Source organism: Nitrosomonas marina, assembly GCF_900110145.1.
GTDB classification, from domain to species: Bacteria; Pseudomonadota; Gammaproteobacteria; order Burkholderiales; family Nitrosomonadaceae; genus Nitrosomonas; species Nitrosomonas marina.
This window is the reverse complement of the sequence record NZ_FOCP01000002.1, coordinates 151,424-173,925: the sequence shown is the minus strand read 5'-3', so window position 1 is coordinate 173,925 and position 22,502 is coordinate 151,424. Positions and strand designations below refer to the sequence as shown.

At 43.8% G+C, this 22,502-nt stretch carries 18 protein-coding genes; 11 read left to right on the top strand and 7 right to left on the bottom strand.

Annotated features, from left to right (window positions below):
* Nucleotides 1-409: 409 nt before the first annotated feature.
* On the bottom strand, nucleotides 410-685 hold the full coding sequence (locus tag BMX44_RS02185) for a hypothetical protein (RefSeq protein WP_245738791.1): 276 nt from the start codon (nucleotides 683-685) through the stop codon (nucleotides 410-412).
* 312 nt (nucleotides 686-997) lie between these two features.
* Entirely contained in the window at nucleotides 998-3,598 is a 2,601-nt protein-coding gene (leuS, locus tag BMX44_RS02180; protein WP_090627513.1) for a leucine--tRNA ligase, read from the bottom strand.
* 570 nt (nucleotides 3,599-4,168) lie between these two features.
* On the opposite strand from leuS, the gene BMX44_RS02170 reads away from it, so the two are divergent.
* Entirely contained in the window at nucleotides 4,169-5,089 is a 921-nt protein-coding gene (locus BMX44_RS02170) for a hypothetical protein (RefSeq protein ID WP_090627510.1), read from the top strand.
* 78 nt (nucleotides 5,090-5,167) lie between these two features.
* Here the strand turns inward: BMX44_RS02170 and BMX44_RS02165 are convergent, their stop codons facing one another.
* Together BMX44_RS02165 and BMX44_RS02160 are read right to left on the bottom strand one after the other, a co-directional pair.
* Complete coding sequence (locus tag BMX44_RS02165; protein ID WP_090627507.1) at nucleotides 5,168-6,394, bottom strand: DUF5666 domain-containing protein; 1,227 nt, start codon at nucleotides 6,392-6,394, stop codon at nucleotides 5,168-5,170.
* Nucleotides 6,394-7,302, bottom strand: coding sequence for a DUF6502 family protein (locus BMX44_RS02160; RefSeq protein ID WP_218143906.1), 909 nt, complete (start codon nucleotides 7,300-7,302; stop codon nucleotides 6,394-6,396). The genes BMX44_RS02165 and BMX44_RS02160 overlap by 1 nt, the downstream gene beginning before the upstream one ends.
* Before the next feature lie 506 nt (nucleotides 7,303-7,808).
* Between BMX44_RS02160 and BMX44_RS02155 the strand changes: the two genes are divergently transcribed.
* The 4 genes from BMX44_RS02155 (at nucleotide 7,809) to BMX44_RS02140 (ending at nucleotide 11,860) form a co-directional block, all read left to right on the top strand.
* Nucleotides 7,809-8,771 (top strand): ornithine cyclodeaminase family protein, encoded by a 963-nt coding sequence (locus BMX44_RS02155; protein ID WP_090627506.1) that lies wholly within the window; start codon nucleotides 7,809-7,811, stop codon nucleotides 8,769-8,771.
* Between the two features lie 227 nt (nucleotides 8,772-8,998).
* Nucleotides 8,999-10,126 carry a Re/Si-specific NAD(P)(+) transhydrogenase subunit alpha gene (locus BMX44_RS02150; protein WP_090627504.1) on the top strand — a complete coding sequence of 376 codons (1,128 nt, stop codon included), beginning with the start codon at nucleotides 8,999-9,001 and terminating at the stop codon, nucleotides 10,124-10,126.
* A gap of 45 nt (nucleotides 10,127-10,171) precedes the next feature.
* The gene (locus BMX44_RS02145; RefSeq protein ID WP_090627502.1) at nucleotides 10,172-10,480 is read left to right on the top strand and encodes an NAD(P) transhydrogenase subunit alpha part 2; all 309 of its coding nucleotides are present in this window, start codon (nucleotides 10,172-10,174) and stop codon (nucleotides 10,478-10,480) included.
* Nucleotides 10,481-11,860 (top strand): NAD(P)(+) transhydrogenase (Re/Si-specific) subunit beta, encoded by a 1,380-nt coding sequence (locus tag BMX44_RS02140; RefSeq protein ID WP_090627501.1) that lies wholly within the window; start codon nucleotides 10,481-10,483, stop codon nucleotides 11,858-11,860.
* 85 nt (nucleotides 11,861-11,945) lie between these two features.
* Here the strand turns inward: BMX44_RS02140 and BMX44_RS02135 are convergent, their stop codons facing one another.
* Nucleotides 11,946-13,463, bottom strand: coding sequence for a sensor domain-containing phosphodiesterase (locus BMX44_RS02135; protein ID WP_090627499.1), 1,518 nt, complete (start codon nucleotides 13,461-13,463; stop codon nucleotides 11,946-11,948).
* 53 nt (nucleotides 13,464-13,516) lie between these two features.
* Nucleotides 13,517-14,566 (bottom strand): phosphoglycerate mutase, encoded by a 1,050-nt coding sequence (locus BMX44_RS02130; protein WP_090627497.1) that lies wholly within the window; start codon nucleotides 14,564-14,566, stop codon nucleotides 13,517-13,519.
* 133 nt (nucleotides 14,567-14,699) lie between these two features.
* On the opposite strand from BMX44_RS02130, the gene BMX44_RS02125 reads away from it, so the two are divergent.
* The gene (locus BMX44_RS02125) at nucleotides 14,700-15,179 is read left to right on the top strand and encodes a retropepsin-like aspartic protease family protein (RefSeq protein ID WP_090627495.1); all 480 of its coding nucleotides are present in this window, start codon (nucleotides 14,700-14,702) and stop codon (nucleotides 15,177-15,179) included.
* 161 nt (nucleotides 15,180-15,340) lie between these two features.
* A complete protein-coding gene (gene icd / locus BMX44_RS02120; protein ID WP_090627494.1) occupies nucleotides 15,341-16,591 on the top strand; it encodes an NADP-dependent isocitrate dehydrogenase in 1,251 nt (416 codons plus the stop codon).
* Nucleotides 16,592-16,774: 183 nt separating this feature from the next.
* Here the strand turns inward: icd and BMX44_RS02115 are convergent, their stop codons facing one another.
* Nucleotides 16,775-16,978 carry a cold-shock protein gene (locus BMX44_RS02115; RefSeq protein ID WP_090330630.1) on the bottom strand — a complete coding sequence of 68 codons (204 nt, stop codon included), beginning with the start codon at nucleotides 16,976-16,978 and terminating at the stop codon, nucleotides 16,775-16,777.
* Between the two features lie 302 nt (nucleotides 16,979-17,280).
* Here BMX44_RS02115 and clpS point away from each other — a divergent pair, with 302 nt between their 5' ends.
* From clpS to glyA, 4 genes are all read left to right on the top strand, one after another.
* Nucleotides 17,281-17,589: an ATP-dependent Clp protease adapter ClpS gene (gene clpS / locus BMX44_RS02110; RefSeq protein WP_090627492.1), complete on the top strand. Its 309-nt coding sequence runs from the start codon at nucleotides 17,281-17,283 to the stop codon at nucleotides 17,587-17,589.
* 1 nt (nucleotide 17,590) lies between these two features.
* Nucleotides 17,591-19,861, top strand: a complete 2,271-nt coding sequence (clpA, locus tag BMX44_RS02105; RefSeq protein ID WP_090627490.1) for an ATP-dependent Clp protease ATP-binding subunit ClpA — start codon at nucleotides 17,591-17,593, stop codon at nucleotides 19,859-19,861.
* 229 nt (nucleotides 19,862-20,090) lie between these two features.
* Nucleotides 20,091-21,050: a TRAP transporter substrate-binding protein gene (locus BMX44_RS02100; RefSeq protein WP_090627688.1), complete on the top strand. Its 960-nt coding sequence runs from the start codon at nucleotides 20,091-20,093 to the stop codon at nucleotides 21,048-21,050.
* 165 nt (nucleotides 21,051-21,215) lie between these two features.
* A complete protein-coding gene (gene glyA, locus BMX44_RS02095; protein WP_090627488.1) occupies nucleotides 21,216-22,466 on the top strand; it encodes a serine hydroxymethyltransferase in 1,251 nt (416 codons plus the stop codon).
* Nucleotides 22,467-22,502 lie beyond the last annotated feature (36 nt).

The window sequence follows — 22,502 nt, the reverse complement described above, 5'->3', positions numbered from 1 at the left end:
GCACGATGTTTAGTAACGATCATCCATGGTTCACTTTCTCAATGCTACTGAATTGGCCGTATGCTTTGTGTTTACTATCGACTAGAAACATTATAGCGTGAAACTGTTGAACATACCGACTGATTCGTGAGTATTGGCCGTACCGGCTGCATGAATGGCAGTATAACCTGTCGATCATGGCAGATTTCCGCTGCAATTTTTTAATCTGTCGTTTCTTCTTGCAAGTTCGGCAGACGTGTACTTTGAAGATATTGTGTATGATTACTCAGAAATGGACAGAACGCGCTGTCAAAGCACCAGCGAGCAGTCAATTTATTCGATCGGCTAAAACCGGTCAATAAAAACGGCAAAAACGTTACGAGCGAAACATTGAGGATGGCGACGGAAAAAAATTATTGTTGAGGTTTCATCAATAGTTTTTGTTTTTTGGGGGATATAATCGTTCATGAATGTTATGAAGCTCGGTTATTTCCAATGCAACTTCAATTGGAAAACCGGCTCTTTTACGATCTCTACAGTCGACAAGCAGCTTTTCGATAAATGGATAGAATTCATCATAGCCCCAGTGAAGTTCAATTTTTTCCGCAACATGCTGATAATGTTTATCGAGCAGTGATTCTTTTTCTCCCAGAAAAACACCAAATTCCTTGATAAATGTCTTTAATGGCATTGCTTGACGTCTCATGGATTGTTTGTGGTAATGATTTATTCTAGTGTTTGCCTGGCAATGATTATTTGTATATTAACGGGATGATTCTGCCGTAAATTTTACATTTGGTATGAAGAATGCTTGTTGCGTAGCTGAGATTCCTTTGTGTAACGCTTATTACACCAAAACATAGTATGGCAGTCTGCCCGGATTGGAAACAGAAATAGGCGAAAGTATTTTTTCATTCATGTTCGAGCGGCTATTTCTGTTCAGTGTGGTTACAATAATTTGCTGCTGTGCTTGTATGTGAATGATAAGTAACGCTATTGTAGTAGATAATACAGTTTGTTAAATAACGATATTTACCAGTCTGCCCGGTACGACGATAATTTTTTTGATGGCAGCGCCTTCAATGAATTTAACGACTTGTTCATTGTCGAGAGCGGTTTTTTCAATGGTTGCCTGATCTGCCTGTTTTGAAACATGGATTTGTCCACGAAGTTTACCGTTAACCTGGACTATCAACTTAATTTCATCCTGAATCATTGCAGCCTGGTCGGCCTGGGGCCAGGGTTGGTCAAGCAGCTCTGTGCCAGGTTTGAGTTCACGCCAGAGAACATGACAGATATGGGGCACAATTGGAGATAACATCAAAACGATGTTTTCCAGTGATTCCTGCATTACGTTACGGGTTGCAGGGTCAGAATCCTGGGTTTTGGCAAGATTGTTCATCAGTTCCATTACGGCGGCGATTGCCGTATTGAAAGTGTGACGTCGTTCCAGATCGTCACTGACTTTAGTAATGGTATGGTGCAGTTGAAAACGCAACGCTTTGAGTTCGGTTGACGCATCAGCGTTCAAGTCCGGATCAACGGGAACAATACCTTGTTTGACATGATTGTATGTCTGTTTCCAGAGACGTTTAAGAAAGCGATATGCACCATCGACACCTGTGTCCGACCATTCAAGTGTTTGTGTTGGCGGGCTTGCAAACATCATAAACAGTCGTGCCGTATCTGCACCATATTCCTCGACCAGCTGTTGAGGATCGACACCATTGTTTTTGGATTTTGACATGGTGCCAATTCCGCCGGATTCAACGGGCTGCTGATCAGCATGCAGATGTGCACCGCTGCGCTTGCCGCTTTCGTCATATTGAATCTCTATTTCGGCGGGATTGAAATAGGATATGCGCCCATTATCATTTTTACGGTAAAAAATCTCGTTGAGAACCATGCCCTGTGTTAGAAGATTGGTAAAGGGTTCATCGATTTTAAGCAAACCCATGTCACGCATGACCTTGCTCCAGAAACGCGAATACAGCAAATGCAAAATCGCATGTTCGATGCCGCCGATATATTGATCGACAGGCAACCAGTAATTCGCGCGCTCATCGGTTATAGTTGAACTCTGATCGGGACAGGTATAACGGGCGTAGTACCAGGAAGAATCGACAAAAGTATCCATGGTATCCGTTTCCCGGCGGGCGGCTTTGCTACACTTGGGGCAGATACATTCATAAAAAGATGATGTTTTGCCGAGTGGATTGCCAGAGCCATCCGGCACCAGATCCCTTGGCAGAACGACCGGCAGTTGATCGTCCGGTACTGGAACGATACCGCAGGATTCACAGTGAATTAATGGAATAGGGCATCCCCAGTAGCGCTGACGTGAGATGCCCCAATCACGCAAACGATATTGTACGCGTTTGTTGCCTAGTCCTTTACCAGTTAATGCGGCAGCAATTGCATCAACAGCGGCCTGGAATTCAAGCCCGGAAAATTCATTTGAGTCGAATGTAATACCCTGACCGACGTAAGCTTCGGTCAACGGTAGTTGTAGATCCTCATTGGTCGGTTTAATAACGGCTTTGATCGGTAAAGCATACTGATTGGCAAATTCAAAGTCACGTTCATCATGTGCGGGAACTGCCATGACAGCACCCTCGCCATATCCCATCAGAACATAGTTTGCGATCCAGATTGGCAGTCGTTTGCCGTTGAGTGGATGGATGACGAACAGGCCGGTGTCCATCCCTTTTTTGTCTTGAGTTGCGAGATCTGCTTCCTTGGTCGCGCCAAGTTTGCATTCCTGAATAAAATTGTGCAGTGCCAGGTTGTCTTTGGCGGCATGTGTTGCAATGGGGTGTTCAGCAGCGATTGCAACGTAAGTAGCGCCCATCAACGTGTCCGCGCGGGTAGTGAATACTTTCAAATCCTGTGGCGTTCCGGATGCCGTATCGGCCGGAAAAGTAATGTCTACACCGTGACTCTTGCCTATCCAGTTCGCCTGCATGGTTTTTACACGTTCCGGCCAACCGGGCAGAGTATCCAGCGCTTCCAGCAGCTCATCGGCATAAGCGGTGATTTTCAGGTAGTACATCGGGATTTCTCGCTTTTCAACCGGCGCGCCTGTACGCCAGCCACAACCATCAATTACTTGTTCATTGGCAAGAACAGTTTGATCTACCGGATCCCAGTTGACTGTGCCTGTGGTCTGGTATGCAAGCCCTTTTTCCAGCATGCGTAAAAACAGCCACTGATTCCAGTGATAGTATCCGGGGTCGCAAGTCGCGAGTTCACGGTCCCAATCGATACCCAGTCCGAGGCTTTTGAGTTGCATGCGCATGTAGTCAATATTGTCGTAAGTCCACTGCGCTGGAGAAACCTTGTTTTGCATTGCAGCGTTTTCTGCCGGCAGTCCGAAAGCGTCCCATCCCATGGGTTGTAAAACATTGTAACCGCGCATGCGATGGTAACGAGATAACACATCCCCGATCGTATAGTTGCGTACATGACCCATATGCAGCTTCCCGGATGGGTAGGGAAACATTGACAGACAGTAATATTTTGGCTTTTCAGTAGTTTCTACAGCTTTGAATGCAGCAGACTTTTCCCAAAACTGCTGGGCATTTTTTTCAACTTCCTGAGGATGATATTTTTCTTGCATGACACGGATATTATTGCTTTTGAGAAAGTTTTCATTATACCGCGAACTGTCCGGGCAAGACTATGTGACGCGTAATAATCGTTTTGGTAGAAGTATGCTCTGATTTTTCGAGATTCAACTTTCCTTCCCGCGAAAATTGATTTTAAAGCAGAGATGATTTTATTCCTTTTTTTTATGACATTATTTACCGGCTTGTTGGCCTGTTGCCTGCGGTCTCAAACCAGCCTGAAACAAGACCTGTTGTATATTCATGTAAGATCAGACACCGGGAATAATGTTCTGAGCAAAAATACCGCCGCATTAAAAGCGGTTCTCGAGTATCTGGCATTTGATTAAACAAGCTTATGGTCTGATACATCCGATTGCATGCCAGCAGGTTTCTCCATTCTCATCAAGTGACACAGTTATGAAGAAGGTTGTGATTCGTCTGCTTTGTTACTGTAGTTAAATATAGCAGTTGATGGGCGGTAATTTTTACATATAATCATGTTATGGGTACCTTGGAAAGGGTTGGCGCCAACAGTTTATAGAAAATAATATATTTTAAAACAATAGGGTTATAGGTGAAATATGAAAACTGATTCAGACGACAGTTTAAAACAAACCCGGTTCGATCTAGTCGATGACAGAGTTGTGACATTATTTAAAACTGTGGGTGAAGCTGTTCATCAGGATTTGATTGAAGATCAGCATTCTTTCGAGATCAGCCGCAACCAGGTCGTGGATAGAAAAATCAAATCGAATGAAGCTGAAACAAAGATTTATATTGATGAATCTGGATACGGACAGCACATGTTATTTTCACAATCCGAGACCGATTCAGACACTTCCGGTGGTAGTGTTGACAGTTTGTCCAGTAATGATAATTTCAATAGTAACAGTGGGCGCAAATCATTTGAATTTGAAATCATCAATGGCGCAATAGTTCGCGTGTTTGAAGTCAAGGACGGACAATTGGGGCGCGTTCCGATTGAGGTAAATGAAATTTATTCACTTGATGACAATAGTATCATTCGCATTGAAAGAAAGTCGTTTGGCATAGAAATTCAGCGTTTTTCAGATAGCGACGAAGATGGGCGTTATCAACGTTTCTCTGAGCAGTGGATGCCTGATTCAGAAAACGTTGGAAATGCCGGACCCATTATAGAGCAACCCTTGGTGTATTATTTTACAGATGATAGCGACCTCATTGCTGTACGAGATGACGATCCGGTAAGCGGAGGTGGGGGTGCCGATTCCTTTGTATTCCGGTTTGAACCCGGTCAACCGAATCATTGGAAAATAGAAGATTTTCATTCAGCTGAAGATGACCGACTGGTTTTCGACACGGGTATAGGTTTGACGTCAAAAGAGCATTTGGCCGGTTTTGTCACTGAGCTGTCTTATGAAGGACAGAATTTCTTTGTAGGTTTTTCGTCCGAAATTACAATCACATTGACCGGTGTGACACCTGCATCAATAAGCTGGGATAATGTTGATGTATTAAGCTAGTGGAGATCCGTTTGGTATATAACCTGTGTATGTTTAAAATGACCTATTGGCTTCACAGTAAATACAAAATCGCTTTTTTTAATCAAAAGTATCGATGCGATTGTGCTGATGGTTTTCATATTTCAATACAGGGCCATGTTCACGAATTCCGTTACCGATTGAGATGTCGTTGATATCCTGAATGACCGGGGAAGGTTTTAATTCCAGCTTGTCCACGATTATCTTGTGTTCGGGCGTCAATTGACCGCTAATCTGTACACGCCGGTTTAATTCAAGTTTCTTTTCGTCGGTTCCGGTAATTTGTGCAGAAGGACTTAAATGCAGTGATTGATTATTCAATTCGAGTGAATGATCAGTAAAAGCCTGAACGTATCCTTCCATTACGATTTGTTGAACATCGCCTAAAATTTGCCGGGTTGGTTCCACATGGACTGTCTGTGCATGAATACTTGTACCGTCCCAAGTGCCGTCGACAGATATCTCCATTCCTTTGGACAAACCATGCGGCCATGATTCAGGGCTAAATTGTACGCGCGTGCCTTCAATGATGATTTCGCCGGGATTGATTTGAGTGATTCGGCCATTAATGATGGAATGTTTCATCGGCTGGATAGGCTGGATATGCGTTGCAATGATTTTTCCACTTGCAAGACGCGATCCGCTAACGCGTACCCATTTTTCACTCAACTGCTCCAGCCTATGGTGCGCCTGCAGCTGTATGGTCTGGTTTAGTACTCTGATTTCTCTGGATGTTGGGTCAATATGGCCTACAGGGCCAACTACTGCATGATATATAGCGATCAGTTGTGCCTTTGTTTTATCGTTTGAATTTTCGGCACGAATCACAACCATTTGACCGGTCTCCAATTTGCTGATGGAAAAAGCCAAACCGTCCATCGTTACTGGTGTATGTTTATTGTAATGAATTTCAATGTCGTTTACACATATACTGGCAAAACCGGTGATAACCCCGATTATGCCTGTACCGCCTATCATGCTGCCTTCAATGATTGTTTTTTCATCGCTGTCACCATAATCACTGATTTCGATACCGGTACCGCCAATACCACTGCCATCAATTCCCGTTCCGCCTATTCCGGATTGCGTCAACTCAATACCTGTGCCACCTAAACCCGATTTTGTTGTAGCGAGTGGATTAGCAGGGCTGCTGTCTGTTTTACAAACATTGGAACCGAATGAGTTGAGCGGATAAGCAAAGGAAAGAGCGATAGCTGAAACAATTAGAAGTCTTAATAGGAAGCCCGTATTCAACGGGAGATGCTGATCGTGCAATGTCATTTTCATTAGAGTGGCGAATGGTTGTTTCGCAGTTTTTCATCTGTGAACGGATCTGTGGGGGTCGTATATTTTTCTGACTCAACAGGTTCGCTGTAAAAATAGACACCCAAAGTAAAACGGTGAGCTTTTTCACTTTTGGATGCGTCTTCCTGCTCCAGTGACATGGCTTTTTTATTGATTGCCAGTAGTGCTTGCATGCCCAGTAGCTCTGACTGTTCCGCTAAAATCCTTATCGATTGATGACTTAAGGCATCATAATGTACGCTGCGCTCCAAGAATGGCTGGTGCTCTCCAATCAGGTTGGAAGCGGCAGCAGCGGAATGGTCATGAAGATTATGACCGAAATAGTATGCTTTTTCATCAAAACCTTTCGCGGGAACGAATGCTTCCACCTTCAGACATACTCGGCGCTGTTCGTCGAAATCGACAACACCCAGGCGAAGCCATTCATCCAGCACCACACGCGAGCGAATATCCTTGCTGATGCTGGCCACAAGTCCTTCAAATGATATTTTGCCGGCATCACGTATAAAGCGCGGCAAAGGTTTAGGATGACCATCTTCATCCAAGTAGGCCGGATCACTAGTCCATTGGCTGACGAGTCGTGCACCCATGGAGACGGTTTCCGGAACAATTTCGTTTTTTGTGTTGGTAGTGGTGCGCAGTCTTTTAATATCCTTGCGGTGTATACCGGTTAACAGACTCAAATGGCTGTCTGTAACAGGCTTGCCATTCATTCGAAAATCCTTATCACCAACTTCCACAAAAATTTTTTTCAATATATCCGTCAGATAAACATAGGTTATTCCTTTGGATAACATGAGTTTGACCAAAGGCCGCAATACTTTGCATAAGGCTGATACTAGTGCTGCGGAAACTGTTGTGACACTCGTATCTTTTTCTGAAGTAGGCATTCGCATTAATTGTTATTTCAACTTCTCTTGTGATTCAGAAAGTTTGATTTTAGTATGCGTGGGAATTTTTTACAAATTATTGGTGTTGTCGTCAATACATGCCCAAATGAATTGACCATTGTCTACGGAAACTACGCGATTTTAAGTATATCTTCGATTCAGCCTCTTTGCTGGAATATCAATCAACAACAAATACTATGCTGTCTGCTGTCAAGATTTGCATCTTTATTAACGGTTTTGATCCGGGCTCTCGGAAGATACTACAGGGAACATATTCGTGTTAGTCTCGCTCAGTATTAAAGTGGGAAAGTGTCAAGTAGCCGTTTGCTGGAGAGTTTTTTATAACTGCACGAGAATATTGATAATTATTTCAGACTGTTTGAGATGTTGATTAACATAGAAGTGCTAGTGTTTAAACTCAGGGTGAGTTTGCTGCCTGAACCTATGCGACCTATGCGCTTTTGTGCGTTGCTCATATAGTATTAAAATGTCGACAAGAGGTAGAAATGGCCCAATTTATTCGTTTTTTGTCACAAAACACTCTCGATCAGCTACCGCTTTCGACGCAGGATATTGTAGCAAGTATTGAACATTTGTTGTTGGGGCGGAATTGCTCGAAGGTGTGGAATGCGCCAAAATCGGTCATAACGCCATCGGACGGCAGATATATGATGGCAACGCTTGCGGCTGCAGACGGCCCACAAATCTTAGCTGTGAAATCTTTGTTACTGAATCCTAAAAATTCCAGTCGGGGCATGCAGAGTATTTACGCGTTGGTGACGCTGCTTGACAGTGATACCGGCATGCCTTTGTCTGTATTAAATGGTGGCTGGGTTACTGCAGTTCGAACAGCCGGGTTAAGTGCAGTAGCGGCGAAACGTCTGGCGAGAGTTGATTCATCGGTAGCAGCCTTTGTTGGTTGCGGCGTTCAGGCACACAGTCATTTAGAAACGTTTGCTGCATTGTTTCCGCTCACCGAAATACGTGCGTATGGCCGCGGTACTGAAAGCCGAGACAGATTCTGTTTACATGCTAAGGAATTGGGATTAAAAGTGATTGCATGTGAAACAGCTCGGGAAGCGGTGTCGAAAGCTGACATCATTGTCACATCGGTTACTATTTCACCGGAGTTGAAGCCTTTTATTGATGCACATTGGTTAAAGACAGGCGCGTTTGTTACCATGACCGATTTGGCGGCCCCCTGGCATGCCGAGAGCATGTCTGCTTTCGATTGTATTGTTATTGATGACCTTGAGCAGGAAGCAAATATGCCGAACCCTCTGGTGAATCCGGCGCTGGTTGCAGGAGATTTGACAGCACTGGTCAATGGAAAAATTACTGGTCGGGTGTGTAGCAAGTCACGGACTGCGTTCGTTTTTCGCGGCCTGGCATTGGGCGATTTGGCAGTTTCAGCTCTGGCGTACCAATGTGCATGCGACAATTCAAAAGGACAGCTGGTTGAAATTTGATATTTGGTTTATTTTCGGAAGTTGTTGTAAATGTGTGTCAATTTTATAATTTAATCCAGTAATCTATTACGTGAAGAGTAAATTCATTTATAATCCCGTGTTCAGTTCCAAAAAAGTAAAGAAAAATTTCCAAATATTGTTCAAAAGTTAAATAAATAAATTCGAAGAAAGTCAAAAAAATTTTGCTAGCATACTGGCAAAAATTAGGGAGATAGGGGAGATCGGCAATGCATATAGGCATACCCGCTGAGATTCGCGGGGGAGAGACGCGTGTAGCAGCTACACCAGAAACCATTAAAAAATATACCGCAGCAGGAGTTCATATCGTGTCTGTTCAAACAGGTGCAGGTGCGGGTGCGAGTATACCTGATTCAGAGTTTGAGGCGGCAGGCGCGAAAATTGTGGCAGATGCTGCAACCTTGTACAGTCAGTCGGACATGGTACTTAAGGTACGTGGTCCAGAAGCAGAAGAACTGGCAATGATGCGCAAAGATGCCGTACTGATTGGTTTGCTGGCGCCGAGTAAATCCGAAAACATAGACATACTCGCCCAGCATGGCATTACAGCATTTGCAATGGAAAAACTGCCGCGAATTACACGTGCACAGAATATGGACGTATTGTCCTCTCAAGCAAATATTGCTGGTTACAAGGCGGTAATTATGGCCGCCAATGTTTATCAGCGTTTTTTTCCGATGCTGATGACAGCTGCTGGAACGGTAAAGGCAGCCCGTGTGTTGATTCTGGGTGCAGGCGTGGCAGGGTTGCAGGCAATTGCCACCGCAAAAAGGCTTGGTGCAGTAGTGGAGGCATTTGATGTAAGGCCGGCAGCGAAAGAACAGGTTGAGAGCCTGGGTGCCAAATTTGTAGAAGTACCACTCAATGAAGAAGAAAAGGCAAATGCTGAAACTGCCGGTGGCTATGCGACTGAAATGTCAGAGGATTACAAACGTCGTCAGAGTGAATTGGTTCATGAAAGAGCTGTTGCCGCTGATATAGTAATTACTACGGCCTTGATTCCAGGTCGACCGGCACCGGTTTTAATAAAAGAAGAAACAGTAAAAGCAATGAAACCAGGTTCGGTCATTGTTGATATGGCTGTCGAAGCAGGTGGTAATTGCGTTTTGTCCGAGTTGGACCAAACCGTTGTCAAACACGACGTACACCTGATAGGCATCGCAAATATACCTGGACTAGTTGCAGCCGATTCAAGCACATTGTATGCGCGGAATCTGATGAACTTTTTGAATCTGATAGTAGATGCTGAAAGCGGTCAGCTTCGCATTGATCGTGATGATGAGATTGTCGCGGGTACCCTAGTTTGCAGTGATGGCAATGTTGTTCAGGCATCTTAATAAAACAGCATAGGCATACAATTAACGATTTTAAAAGGAGTGAATATGATAGGTGATATTGATCCACTTATTATTAATTTAACAATCTTTGTGCTGGCGATATTTGTTGGCTATCATGTGGTATGGAATGTTACGCCAGCCTTGCACACACCGTTGATGTCTGTAACCAATGCAATTTCAAGTATTATCATAGTCGGTGCCATGCTTGCGGCAGGGCCTGCTGATACAGACTGGGGGGTATGGCTTGGTGCGGTTGCCGTGACGCTTGCGGCCGTGAATGTATTTGGCGGGTTTCTGGTCAGCCAGCGTATGCTGGAAATGTTCAAGAAAAAAGATAAAAAAGGAAGCGCATAAATGTCAGCAAATATGGTAGCACTCGCATACCTGGTAGCTTCGGTATTTTTTATACTGGCGCTGAAAGGTTTAAGCTCACCGGAATCTGCGCGTCGTGGAAACGTATTCGGTATGCTCGGCATGCTCATAGCCGTTGCAACGACGATGACACTGACAGAAAACTGGTTGTTAATCATCGGTTGTATCGCTATCGGTGCCGTTATCGGTACTATCATCGCAAAACGTGTGCAAATGACAGCAATGCCTGAGCTGGTTGCATTTATGCATTCACTCGTGGGTCTTGCGGCTGTATTTATTGCAATTGCAGCAGTCAATAACCCTGTTTCTTTTGGCCTTCCGGCAGTATTGCCCGCTGGTAGTAAGTTGGAACTGTTTCTCGGTACATTTATCGGTGCGATGACGTGGTCTGGCTCGGTTATTGCTTTTCTGAAGTTATCTGGCCGCATGAGTGGAACACCTGTCGTTTTTACCGGTCAGCATCTGTTGAATTTGCTGCTGGCGATCGTAATGGTTGGTTTCGGCTTGTGGTTCTTTTTCAGTGACACAACCAACTGGACGGCGTTTATCGCAATGACGGCAATTGCCTTCCTGCTGGGTTTCCTGATTATCATTCCGATTGGTGGCGCCGACATGCCCGTTGTTATATCAATGCTCAATTCATATTCCGGTTGGGCTGCCGCAGGTATCGGTTTTTCTCTCGGAAATCCGATGCTCATTATAGCTGGCTCGCTGGTTGGCAGTTCCGGTGCGATTCTTTCGTACATTATGTGTAAAGCGATGAACCGACCATTTTTGTCGGTAATTTTAGGCGGGTTTGGTAGTGACGGCGGTACTTCGATTGCTGATGATGGAACGCAGAAAACCCACCGCAGCGGTAGTGCGGAAGACGCGGCATTCCTGATGGGGAATGCGGATAGCGTTGTTATTATTCCAGGCTACGGATTGGCTGTCGCGAGAGCGCAGCACGCTGTTAAGGAACTGGCTGAAATATTGCACGAAAAAGGTGTTAATGTGCGTTTTGCCATTCATCCTGTTGCCGGGCGTATGCCAGGTCATATGAATGTGCTTTTGGCGGAAGCGGAAATACCCTATGAGCAGGTTCTTGAAATGGAAGAAATCAACAGCGATTTTTCTAACACAGACGTGGTGTTAGTGCTTGGTGCAAACGACGTGGTAAATCCAGCTGCTAATGTGCCGGGTAGTCCGATTTATGGTATGCCGATTCTGGAAGCGCACAAAGCGCGTACAGTCATGGTAGTTAAGCGGAGTATGGGAGTCGGTTATGCGGGTTTAGATAATGACCTGTTTTATATGGATAAAACAATGATGATATTTGGGGATGCGAAGAAGGTTGTAGAAAATATGGTCAAAGCTATCTGATTTACATACAGTGCTTCGCGTAAATTGATTCAAGCGACAGTAATTCGGTAATTTCTGAATACTGTCGCTTTTGTTTTCCTTAAATTTATTTATTTCGAGTTAAGGGAGTTGTGACAACGCCTTTTTGTTTTACCGTTATCAGGTTATTCAGCGGACTCGGTTTCTCGATCCCCAGTCCTTGAGCATAATGAATGCCAATTTCGCGCAATCTGGATATCGTTTCCTCGTTCTCAACCAGTTCAGCGATCGTTCTTATGTTGAATTGATGCGCGATTTGTTTGATGTTTTGTACCTGTATCAGGTCATCATGTTCGTAAATCATATTGCATACAATGATGCCATCAATTTTCAGGAAGTCTATTTTAATTTTCTTCAATAAATCCACAGATTGAGTGTCTTGACTAAACCCGCATAGGGTAATCAGGCAACCTAGTTCGCGAATTTTCTCCGTAAAAAACATGGCGTCAATCAAATTTGCCTGTGCGTCTGTTTCCTCGATTTCAAAACACAATAAATTCGCCGGTATTTTCGATTTTTGTATTTTGTCTTGTATAAATTCGATAAACGTTTTGTCGCATAGCGTATCTCTGGCAACATTCAGGCTGAATATTGATTTAAATTCTTTTGCATTTGTTGCTAACCATTTGACGACATGATTTGCAACCCATCGATCTAGCTGGGGCATCAGTTTCAGCTGATCAACAAGTGGTAAAAAAGAGCCCGGCGGCATCAGATTATTCTCCTCTTCAGCCATGCGAATCAGGATTTCATATTGCGTTGGAGGCAGGGAGGCTGAATCGAGAGGAATGATTTTCTGACAGTAAAGATAAAACTCTCCACTTTTTATTGCTTGTATAATACGTTCCGCTGAAATTTCGGCTCGTTTGGGATTCTTGTTTGTCTGCTGTTCAGCCTTTTTGTTGCTGATTTCTGTCACTGATGTATCGGTCTGATCATTCTTTTTGACAGATATGCGTTTTTTATCCTGAGCACATGGCGTGTGGAGGGTATAAAAACCAATCGTATTGCCTTTGCTATCCTTATGGGGAATGTACTGTTCTGTAAAAATATACGGAAACCCTTTTATAGATTTTAAAACGCGTTCTTCGTGGATTGTCTTGCCGGACAGAATAGCATCGAAATGTCTCTTGATAGAGGATGAGAAATCATCATCAGCAAATTCCTTAAGTAATCTGCCATCGATTTGATCGGCTTTTAATCCGAACCATTTGCGAAAAATTCGATTATGGTATTTGCAGCGTTGGTCAATATTAAAGTAGGCGAGCAGTACAGGAATATTTTCATCAATAATTTGTGATTTTATCTTTGCCTCTGCAGTTGACTTTTCTGCCCATAGCCGATGTTTGATTTCATTGGCCAGTCTTTCTTTGTTGGCTGATAACTGAAAAGAGCAGTTATGAATTTCCTTTTCCGCATGAATGTATTGGACAAGCATGATTAAAATAGCGGAAAACAGTAAAACCCATAAGACTGCAAACCAGATTATTCCGATATCATCGAAATACAGATCTGTGATGACCAGCAGCGTCGCCATAAATAAAGCGATACCGGCTGATGCAAATGATTTGAATGTATTTAGCATAGAGTTTAGTAGTTAACGTGTTATATACAAATGCGGTGTAACCGATCACATCATCATGATTGTTTAACGGCATAAAACGACAATGGTTTTATAGTTTTCCAGAATTTCCATAGATTGTTGTGAGTGACCACGAATTCAAAGGAAGTGTTTTCATTTGTCGTTGAAATCGTTAGTGTATTGATCTGAGTATTTTTGAGTGCTGTATATAACGGCGTGAACCAGACTTTCTCCAGTTTTTTTAAGTTTTCTCGCCAGGCCAGGGCATTGTTGTATTTGTCTTGATATAACAAGGAATCCAGAATGACAATTTGTTGGTTTTCTGATTTATTTTGTTGCAGCCAGTGTGGAACATTGTCGGGTAATCGCGCAAAAGGCGTATCACAGAAATCAGCCAGGGCTTGTGAGAATTGGTCATTACTCCATACACCTGAATAAGGTGAACAAACAGACTGCGGCACGTGACCTCCACCCCAAAACCAGATGCTGTTAATTGCAATTTGGTTGCGTGCTGTACGTTCCTGATTTAAGGGGTGATCATGTAACAGCATTTGTATTTCATTAAATATCCTGTGCCATTTAACACTGTCTTTTCCTGTTGGTAAAAGGTTGTTTATATTGCGACAGGTAACTTCGTCCAGTGTGCGTGTCTGCATTTCAGGCATATCTGCTAGCCGGACGTACCACCGGTGCGGGTGCAGCGGTATCAGAGAAAATGTTTCATCATTCAGATTCTCATTGATAAAGGATGTGTACTGTTTGGCCTCTTCATGAGAAAGCTCGAAAATATGACTGTTGGCCAGCATAATATGATTTTGTTCGATACGTAAATGAACCGGATCGGCACGTAACCAATAATTATTATCAATAGTATCGGCCTGGTTCGGATAATCGGTTTTTAGAGTGATGGGTGCAACAGGCCAGTCAAGTTGTTTTTGTACATTGAATGATTGACAAAGCCATGCACAAAAGTCCGACTCTTGTGCTTGAACAATGCTGCTTTTTGATAAAAGCTTTTCAAGTGAGGGAAGTTGAAGATCTTGATAGATTTCGGGAGTGGTCATGTCAGACCAGAACAGCGATGGAATATAAAGGTGTAAATTCATAATATATTCAAAAAGAAAATGAAAGGATTGTCGCTACAGTAATGTTTTATAATTGTATAGGATGAGAGGTTTATACGACCATCAAACATTTTATGAGTGTTTTGAAATAATTCAAAAGTAATGATCTTTATATATGGTGAAAGGATTTATCAGTGTACTGATAATTTGGATAATTATTTTTTCGGCGGCTTATCTGTACTTTGATACAAGACTCGAACCCAGAGTTTCAGCGGCTAGAGAATATCTGGAAAATGGATCGGTTATTATTCCCAGATCATGGGATGGCCATTACTATGTGCAGGGCTCCGTTAATGGGTTCCCGGTTAAATTCATGATTGATACCGGTGCAAGCGTTGTTTCTGTCGGTAAACAGTTTGCCCGGTCGGCTAACCTGCCAGCAGGTAGACCTGCCAGTTTTGCGACGGCTGGTGGTGTGGTGCAGGGAGAAATGGTGTTTAATCAGACTATTGAAGCTGGTGGTATAGTAATGAGTGGTCTGGAGGTTTCTGTTGGGTTGCACGGTGACGTGGCTTTGCTTGGGCAAAATTTTTTGCGCAATATAGATGTCATTCAGTCTAACGACACTATGATATTGAGGTTCAGGACTCGGTGAATGCTGGATATTGGGCGTATAAAAAGATCTAAAAGAAAAAAAGCAAAGCAGCGAACACAGGATAATGTTAACGATTGTAAATAAAATTGTTAGAGTCAACTGTTATTTTGTTTGTGCCAGTTAGTTGACTATTATTAATAAATGGCTATTTTGGAGATAGGATGTATCAACATATCAAAACGCCTGAGAATGGCGATAAAATTCAAGTAAATAGTGATCTGACACTGAGTGTTCCCGATAATCCCATTATCCCTTTCATTGAAGGTGATGGAATTGGAGTGGATATCACACCTGTGATGCAGAAGGTAGTCGAAGCAGCCGTTGCAAAAGCGTACAGTGATCGGCGCAAAATAGCCTGGATGGAAATTTACGCTGGAGAAAAATCAACGCGGATATATGGTCAGGATGCCTGGTTACCTGACGAAACACTGGCTGCTGCTAAAGAATTTGTGGTCTCAATCAAGGGTCCGTTAACTACACCGGTCGGAGGTGGTATCCGTTCAATAAATGTTGCATTGCGGCAGGAATTGGATTTGTATATCTGTTTAAGGCCCGTCAGGTATTTTAAGGGCGTTCCTAGTCCGCTTAAAAATCCCGAAAAGACGGATATGATAATTTTCAGGGAGAACTCGGAAGATATTTATGCAGGCGTCGAGTGGGAGGCCGAATCCGCAGAAGCCAGGAAAGTCATCAATTTTCTGATCCAGGAAATGGGAGTTCAAAAGATACGTTTTCCGAACACATCAGGTATTGGTATTAAGCCGGTCTCAAGAGAGGGCACGGAACGGATTGTAAGAAAGGCTATTCAATATGCTATAGATAATCAAAAAAAATCGGTGACTCTGGTGCATAAGGGCAATATTATGAAGTTCACCGAAGGAGCATTTAAAAACTGGGGTTACGCGCTTGCCAGCAGGGAATTCGGTGCGGAGTTATTGGATGGCGGGCCCTGGATGAAATTGCCACAGGACAAAGGCGGTATTATTATAAAAGATGTGATTGCTGATGCTTTTTTACAGCAGATTTTGTTACGTCCTGAAGAGTATGATGTCGTAACGACTATGAATCTGAACGGTGATTATATTTCCGATGCGCTGGCGGCTCAGGTCGGCGGTATTGGAATTGCACCCGGCGCCAATTTAAGTGATTCCATTGCTATTTTTGAAGCGACACATGGTACAGCTCCGAAATATGCAGGCAAGGATCAGGTTAATCCCGGTTCCATTATTTTATCAGCAGAAATGATGTTAAGACATTTGGGCTGGACGGAAGCGGCTGAATTGATCATTCGAGGTATGGAAAGTACAATCCAGGACAAAATTGTGACCTATGATTTTGCAAGGTTGTTGCCTGGTGCGAACAAAGTATCCTGTTCACAATTTGGTGATGCGTTGATAGAACGTTTGCGCTAAAACAGAATGGTGAGTGAGGAGGTGAATGGAATGGATAATAAAAAGAATTAATGCATCAAAAAACCCCTTGCTGGATGAATCAGTCAAGGGGTAATCATGCTACATTAATTTTGTATTTTGATTGTGTTTATTGTCTGGTCAGTGATGCTGTGCCAGAAACTTATACAAAAGAACAGTTATAGTTTATGTGGATTGAATGTTTGCAGCCTGCTTTCCTTTTGGTCCCTGAGTAACGTCAAAACTTACTTTCTGACCTTCCTTTAGGGTTTTGAAACCAGACATGTTTATGGCTGAAAAGTGGGCGAACAAATCTTCACTGCCATCGTCGGGTGTAATAAAACCAAAACCTTTAGAGTCATTAAACCATTTTACTGTACCTGTTGCCATTTCTACTTCCTATAATACGTTTAAGAAACCGGGCCGGAAACCCTAATACTATTTGAATTTCAAGGCCGCAAACGGCTATTTCTGGGTACCGCAGTGAACTTGAAGCCAAACACCACATAGAGTTTTACGCAAAACGAATGCTAAAGTCAAGCGGTTAAACAATTTTTATAATTTAATGCAGGATTAATGGTCTTTGCCACTTGAAAAAAGTGTCGTAATCGTCAACCATTATGTGAGTCAGATTTTGTTACGGTTTTTTTACTGTTTCACGATTACTGATTAAAATTGTTAGGAAGTTTGTCATGACGGAAAAAGATTTGGAAACCGTTATAAATACCAAGGAAGAGAATGAAATTAAAATTCCTCCGATGTATAAGATTTTGTTGTTGAATGATGACTTTACACCCATGGATTTTGTAGTTGAGGTATTAAGATTGTTTTTTTCGATGGATCGAGAGCAGGCAACACAAGTTATGTTAAAGGTTCATACAGAAGGTGCTGCTGTATGTGGAGTCTATCCAAGTGACATTGCCAGCACTAAGGTTAACCAGGTTATTGAATTTGCACGCAGTAATCAACATCCGCTGAGATGTGTGATGGAGGAAAATTAAGATGATTGCTCCGGATTTGGAAGTGAGCTTACATATGGCTTTTGTCGAATCGAGGCAGAAGCGACATGAATTTATTACAGTGGAGCATTTGTTGCTGGCGATGCTGGACAACGCCAGTGCAGCAGAAGTTTTAAATGCCTGTTTGATTGATCTTGAAGATTTACGTGCGATCCTGTTAGACCACATTGCGCGGCATACTCCAATAATCAGCAGTGATTCTGAGGTGGATACTCAGCCGACTCTGGGCTTCCAGCGAGTCATACAGCGAGCTATTCTGCATGTCCAGTCGTCAGGCAAAAAGGAAGTAACGGGCGCGAATGTTCTTGTCGCAATTTTTGGCGAAAAAGATTCACATGCGGTTTATTACCTGCAACAGCGGGGGGTTACCCGGCTTGATGTGGTAAATTATATCTCTCACAATATACGTAAAACACCACAGGAAAGTGAAAACAAGTCGACAGGTGAAAATGAACAGGAGCAGGTGCAGCAGGAACAGGGGCCGGCCAGCAATAACATGCTGGAAAACTATACGGTGAATCTGAATGTGCTGGCTTTGACCAATAAAATCGATCCTTTGATAGGCCGCGATCAGGAAATTGAACGTGTCATACAGACATTGTGTCGCAGGCGCAAAAATAACCCGTTACTGGTTGGTGAAGCAGGTGTCGGCAAAACAGCTATTGCGGAAGGATTGGCCAAACGGATTGTTGACGGTGATGTTCCTGAACTCCTGGTCAATCATCAAATTTATGCATTGGATATGGGTTCATTACTTGCAGGTACAAAATATCGTGGTGATTTCGAACAACGATTAAAGGCTGTGCTGAAACAGTTAACCGACAATAACGATACGATCCTTTTTGTCGATGAAATACACACTCTGATAGGTGCCGGCGCTGCATCCGGCGGGGTTCTGGATGCATCAAATCTGTTGAAGCCTGTTCTAAGTTCCGGACAGTTGCGCTGCATCGGAGCGACGACATATACTGAATTTCGCGGTATCTTTGAGAAAGACCATGCATTGTCGCGTCGTTTTCAGCCAATTGATGTCAATGAGCCAAGTGTCAATGAAACCGTTGCCATTTTGCGCGGCCTGAAATCCAGATACGAATTGCACCATGATGTTAAATATACCAACAGTGCACTAAGCCTGGCGGCTGAGTTGTCGGAACGCTATATTAATGATAGGCATCTGCCGGACAAGGCAATTGATGTGATTGATGAGGCAGGCGCTGTTCAGCGGATTATGCCAAAATCGAAAAAAAGAAAAATTATCGGAAAGACCGAGATTGAAAACGTTGTTGCCAAGATTGCACGAATTCCGCCTCAAAACATTTCCGCTAGTGACCGTAACCGTTTGAAAACACTGGAACGTGATATGAAAGCGGTAGTGTTCGGTCAGGATAAGGCGATCAACTCTTTGTGTGCTGCAATCAAGATGTCCAGAAGCGGTTTGGGCAATCCGCGCAAGCCTGTTGGCTCGTTCCTGTTTTCAGGTCCGACCGGCGTCGGCAAAACAGAAGTTGCGCGGCAGCTCGCCTATACACTCGGTATTCAATTGCACCGTTTTGATATGTCAGAATACATGGAACGACATGCTGTATCCCGTCTGATTGGTGCACCTCCCGGTTATGTGGGCTTTGATCAAGGTGGCCTTTTGACCGAGACAGTTGTCAAGCATCCTTATTCTGTTTTGTTACTCGATGAAATTGAAAAGGCGCATTCGGATATATTTAATATTCTGTTACAGGTTCTGGATTATGGTACCTTGACCGACAACAATGGCCGCAAGGCGGATTTCCGCAATGTCATCATAATCATGACAACAAATGCAGGCGCTGAATCACTCACCAAATCGACGATCGGCTTCACCAAGCCGAAGCAGGCCGGTGATGAAATGGCCGAAATCAAACGTTTGTTCACCCCGGAATTCAGAAATCGCATCGACGCTATCATTTCATTCTCGGCACTGAATGAAGATGTGATACTGCAGGTTACCGATAAATTCCTGATGCAACTCGAAGAACAGTTGCAGGAGAAAAAAGTGGAAGCAACATTTACTGAACGCTTGCGACGATTCCTTGCGAAAAATGGCTTTGATCCACTGATGGGCGCACGACCAATGGAGCGTCTTATTCAGGACACTATACGCAGGGCGCTGGCCGATGAACTTTTGTTCGGGCGACTGGTAAATGGGGGTAAAGTAACCGTGGATATCGAACGTGACGATAAAGTACAACTGATTTTCGAAGAAGAAATTGTAGAAGCATAAATTTTTTCACGAATTACGAGTATGCAAAATATCTGACTCCACGTTGGAACGGACATGGATTTCCACCATTGGATCTGTTAATGTGAATCCGGTAAATCATCATTTAATTATTCAAAAATCTGTTGTCATATGGCAGGTTTTGCTTTTCGGCGTTTTCATTGTGCTGTGTTTAGGAACAGGTCCGCAATCTGCCCATGCACAATCAGGAACTTATCAATGGCGTTTGGCCATGTCGTGGCCGGAAGGAACGCCAATGCTGCATCATGCGGCAGCACGCTTTGCCAGAAATGTTGAAGCCATGTCCGGTGGCCGTTTCAGCATCACTGTAGATGCGCCTGGCAGACATAAGGCTCCCCTTGAAGTTCTGGGTATGGTACGTTCAGGTGCGTATGAAATGGGGCACAGCGCATCGTATTATTACAAAGGAAAAGATCCGGCAACGACATTTTTTACCACTACACCATTTGGCATGACGCCAACGGAAATGAATGCCTGGTATTACTATGGTGGTGGACTGGAATTACTGGAAAAAGTGTATGCGCGGCATAATGTCGTTGCGTTTCCGGCTGGTAATACACATATCCAGATGGGCGGCTGGTTCAGAAAAGAAATTAAATCAGTACAGGATTTGAAAGGGTTAAAAATCCGTATGCCGGGTCATGCCGGTGAAGTTGTCGGCAGGGTTGGTATGAAACCGGTCAGCGTACCTCCTGGTGAGCTCTATACCGCATTGGAGCGAGGTACTATTGATGCAGTCGAGTGGGTAGGGCCGGCCAACGACATCAAAATGGGTTTTCATAAAATTGCGCCTTTTTATTATACGGGCTGGCATGAGCCGGGAGCGGAGCTGCATGTGTTTGTCAACAAACAGAAATTCGATGCATTACCGGATGATTTAAAGGTGATTATTGCAGTTGCAGCGAAGGAAGTATCGATCGATATACTTTCGGAATCGTTTTATCGTAATGTGTTGGCCTGGGAGGAAATGAAGCAACACAGCGACATCGTGATTCGAACGCTGCCGGATGATGTGCTGGAATTGTTCAAGCAGGCAAATGATGATTTGCTTGATGAAGTCGCAAGAAAATCGCAGCTGGCTAAAGAAATCATTACCAGTCAACGTGAGTTTCTCAACAAAGCAAAAAACTGGACCACGATAACCGATGCCGATTATTTGCGTCTAAGATAAACATTTCTGTCATCTTGATTACAGCTTCTCAATCGTTTAAATCGTCAGAATAATCGCTAATGCAGACACTGCTGCGGCCTGAAATCTTATATTCTGCGTGCGACATTAATAATGGTAATATATGCGGTTTAACGGTTTTTATAATTTAAAAGGTCTGATAACACCATGTTTTCGCAGAATCATACGATAGCACACACTGATCCAGAATTATGGCAAGCCATGCAAGGCGAGGTGCAGCGGCAGGAAGAATACATTGAATTAATTGCATCAGAAAATTATGCCAGCCCCGCGGTTATGCAGGCGCAGGGGTCGGTGCTGACAAACAAGTATGCTGAAGGTTATCCTGGCAAGCGTTATTACGGCGGTTGTAATTATGTAGATGTTGTTGAACAACTGGCGATAGACCGGGTTAAAGCATTGTTCGGCGCTGAGTATGTCAACGTTCAACCGCATTCCGGTTCCCAGGCAAATGCGGCGGTATACCTGTGTGCGCTTAAACCGGGCGATACACTGCTGGGCATGTCACTTGCGCATGGTGGTCATCTGACGCATGGTGCGACGGTCAACATGAGCGGAAAAATTTTCCATTCCGTCTCCTATGGCTTGCACTCCGAGACCGAGGAACTCGATTACGATCAGGTCGAAAAACTGGCACAAGAACATAAACCCAAAATGATTGTGGCCGGCGCATCCTCGTACGCGCGAGTTATCGACTGGAAACGCTTTCGTAAAATAGCGGATTCCATTGATGCCTATCTGTTTGTGGATATGGCTCATTACGCCGGTCTGGTAGCCGCCGGTTTTTATCCGAATCCGGTTGGTATTGCCGATTTTGTGACCAGCACGACGCATAAAACGCTACGCGGTCCTCGTGGCGGAATTATCATGGCAAAACCCGAGCACGAGAAAGCACTGAACTCTGCGATTTTCCCACAAACGCAAGGTGGACCGCTGATGCATGTAATTGCAGCCAAGGCAATTGCTTTTAAAGAAGCGGCGAGTAAAGAGTTCAAGAAATATCAGGAACAGGTTATTGAAAATGCACGCGTCATGGCGAAAGTATTGAAGCAGCGTGGATTGCGCATTGTATCCGGTAAAACTGATTGTCATATGTTTCTTGTTGATTTGCAGGCGATTCAGCTCACCGGTAAGGAAGCGGAAGCGGCGCTCGAACATGCGCATATCACCGTTAATAAAAATGCAATTCCCAATGATCCGCAAAAACCCTTTGTCACCAGCGGTATCCGTATTGGCACACCTGCAATGACCACTCGTGGATTCAGGGAAATCGAATCGGAGCAACTTGCAAACATGATTGCCGACGTGCTCGAAGCACCTAACGATTCGGCGGTCATCACACGCGTTGCCAAAGAAGCAAAAGCGCTGTGTGAAAAATTTCCGGTATATGGAGAATAATGGGGTGCTGTCTGACTGAATATCGTTGATAATTTT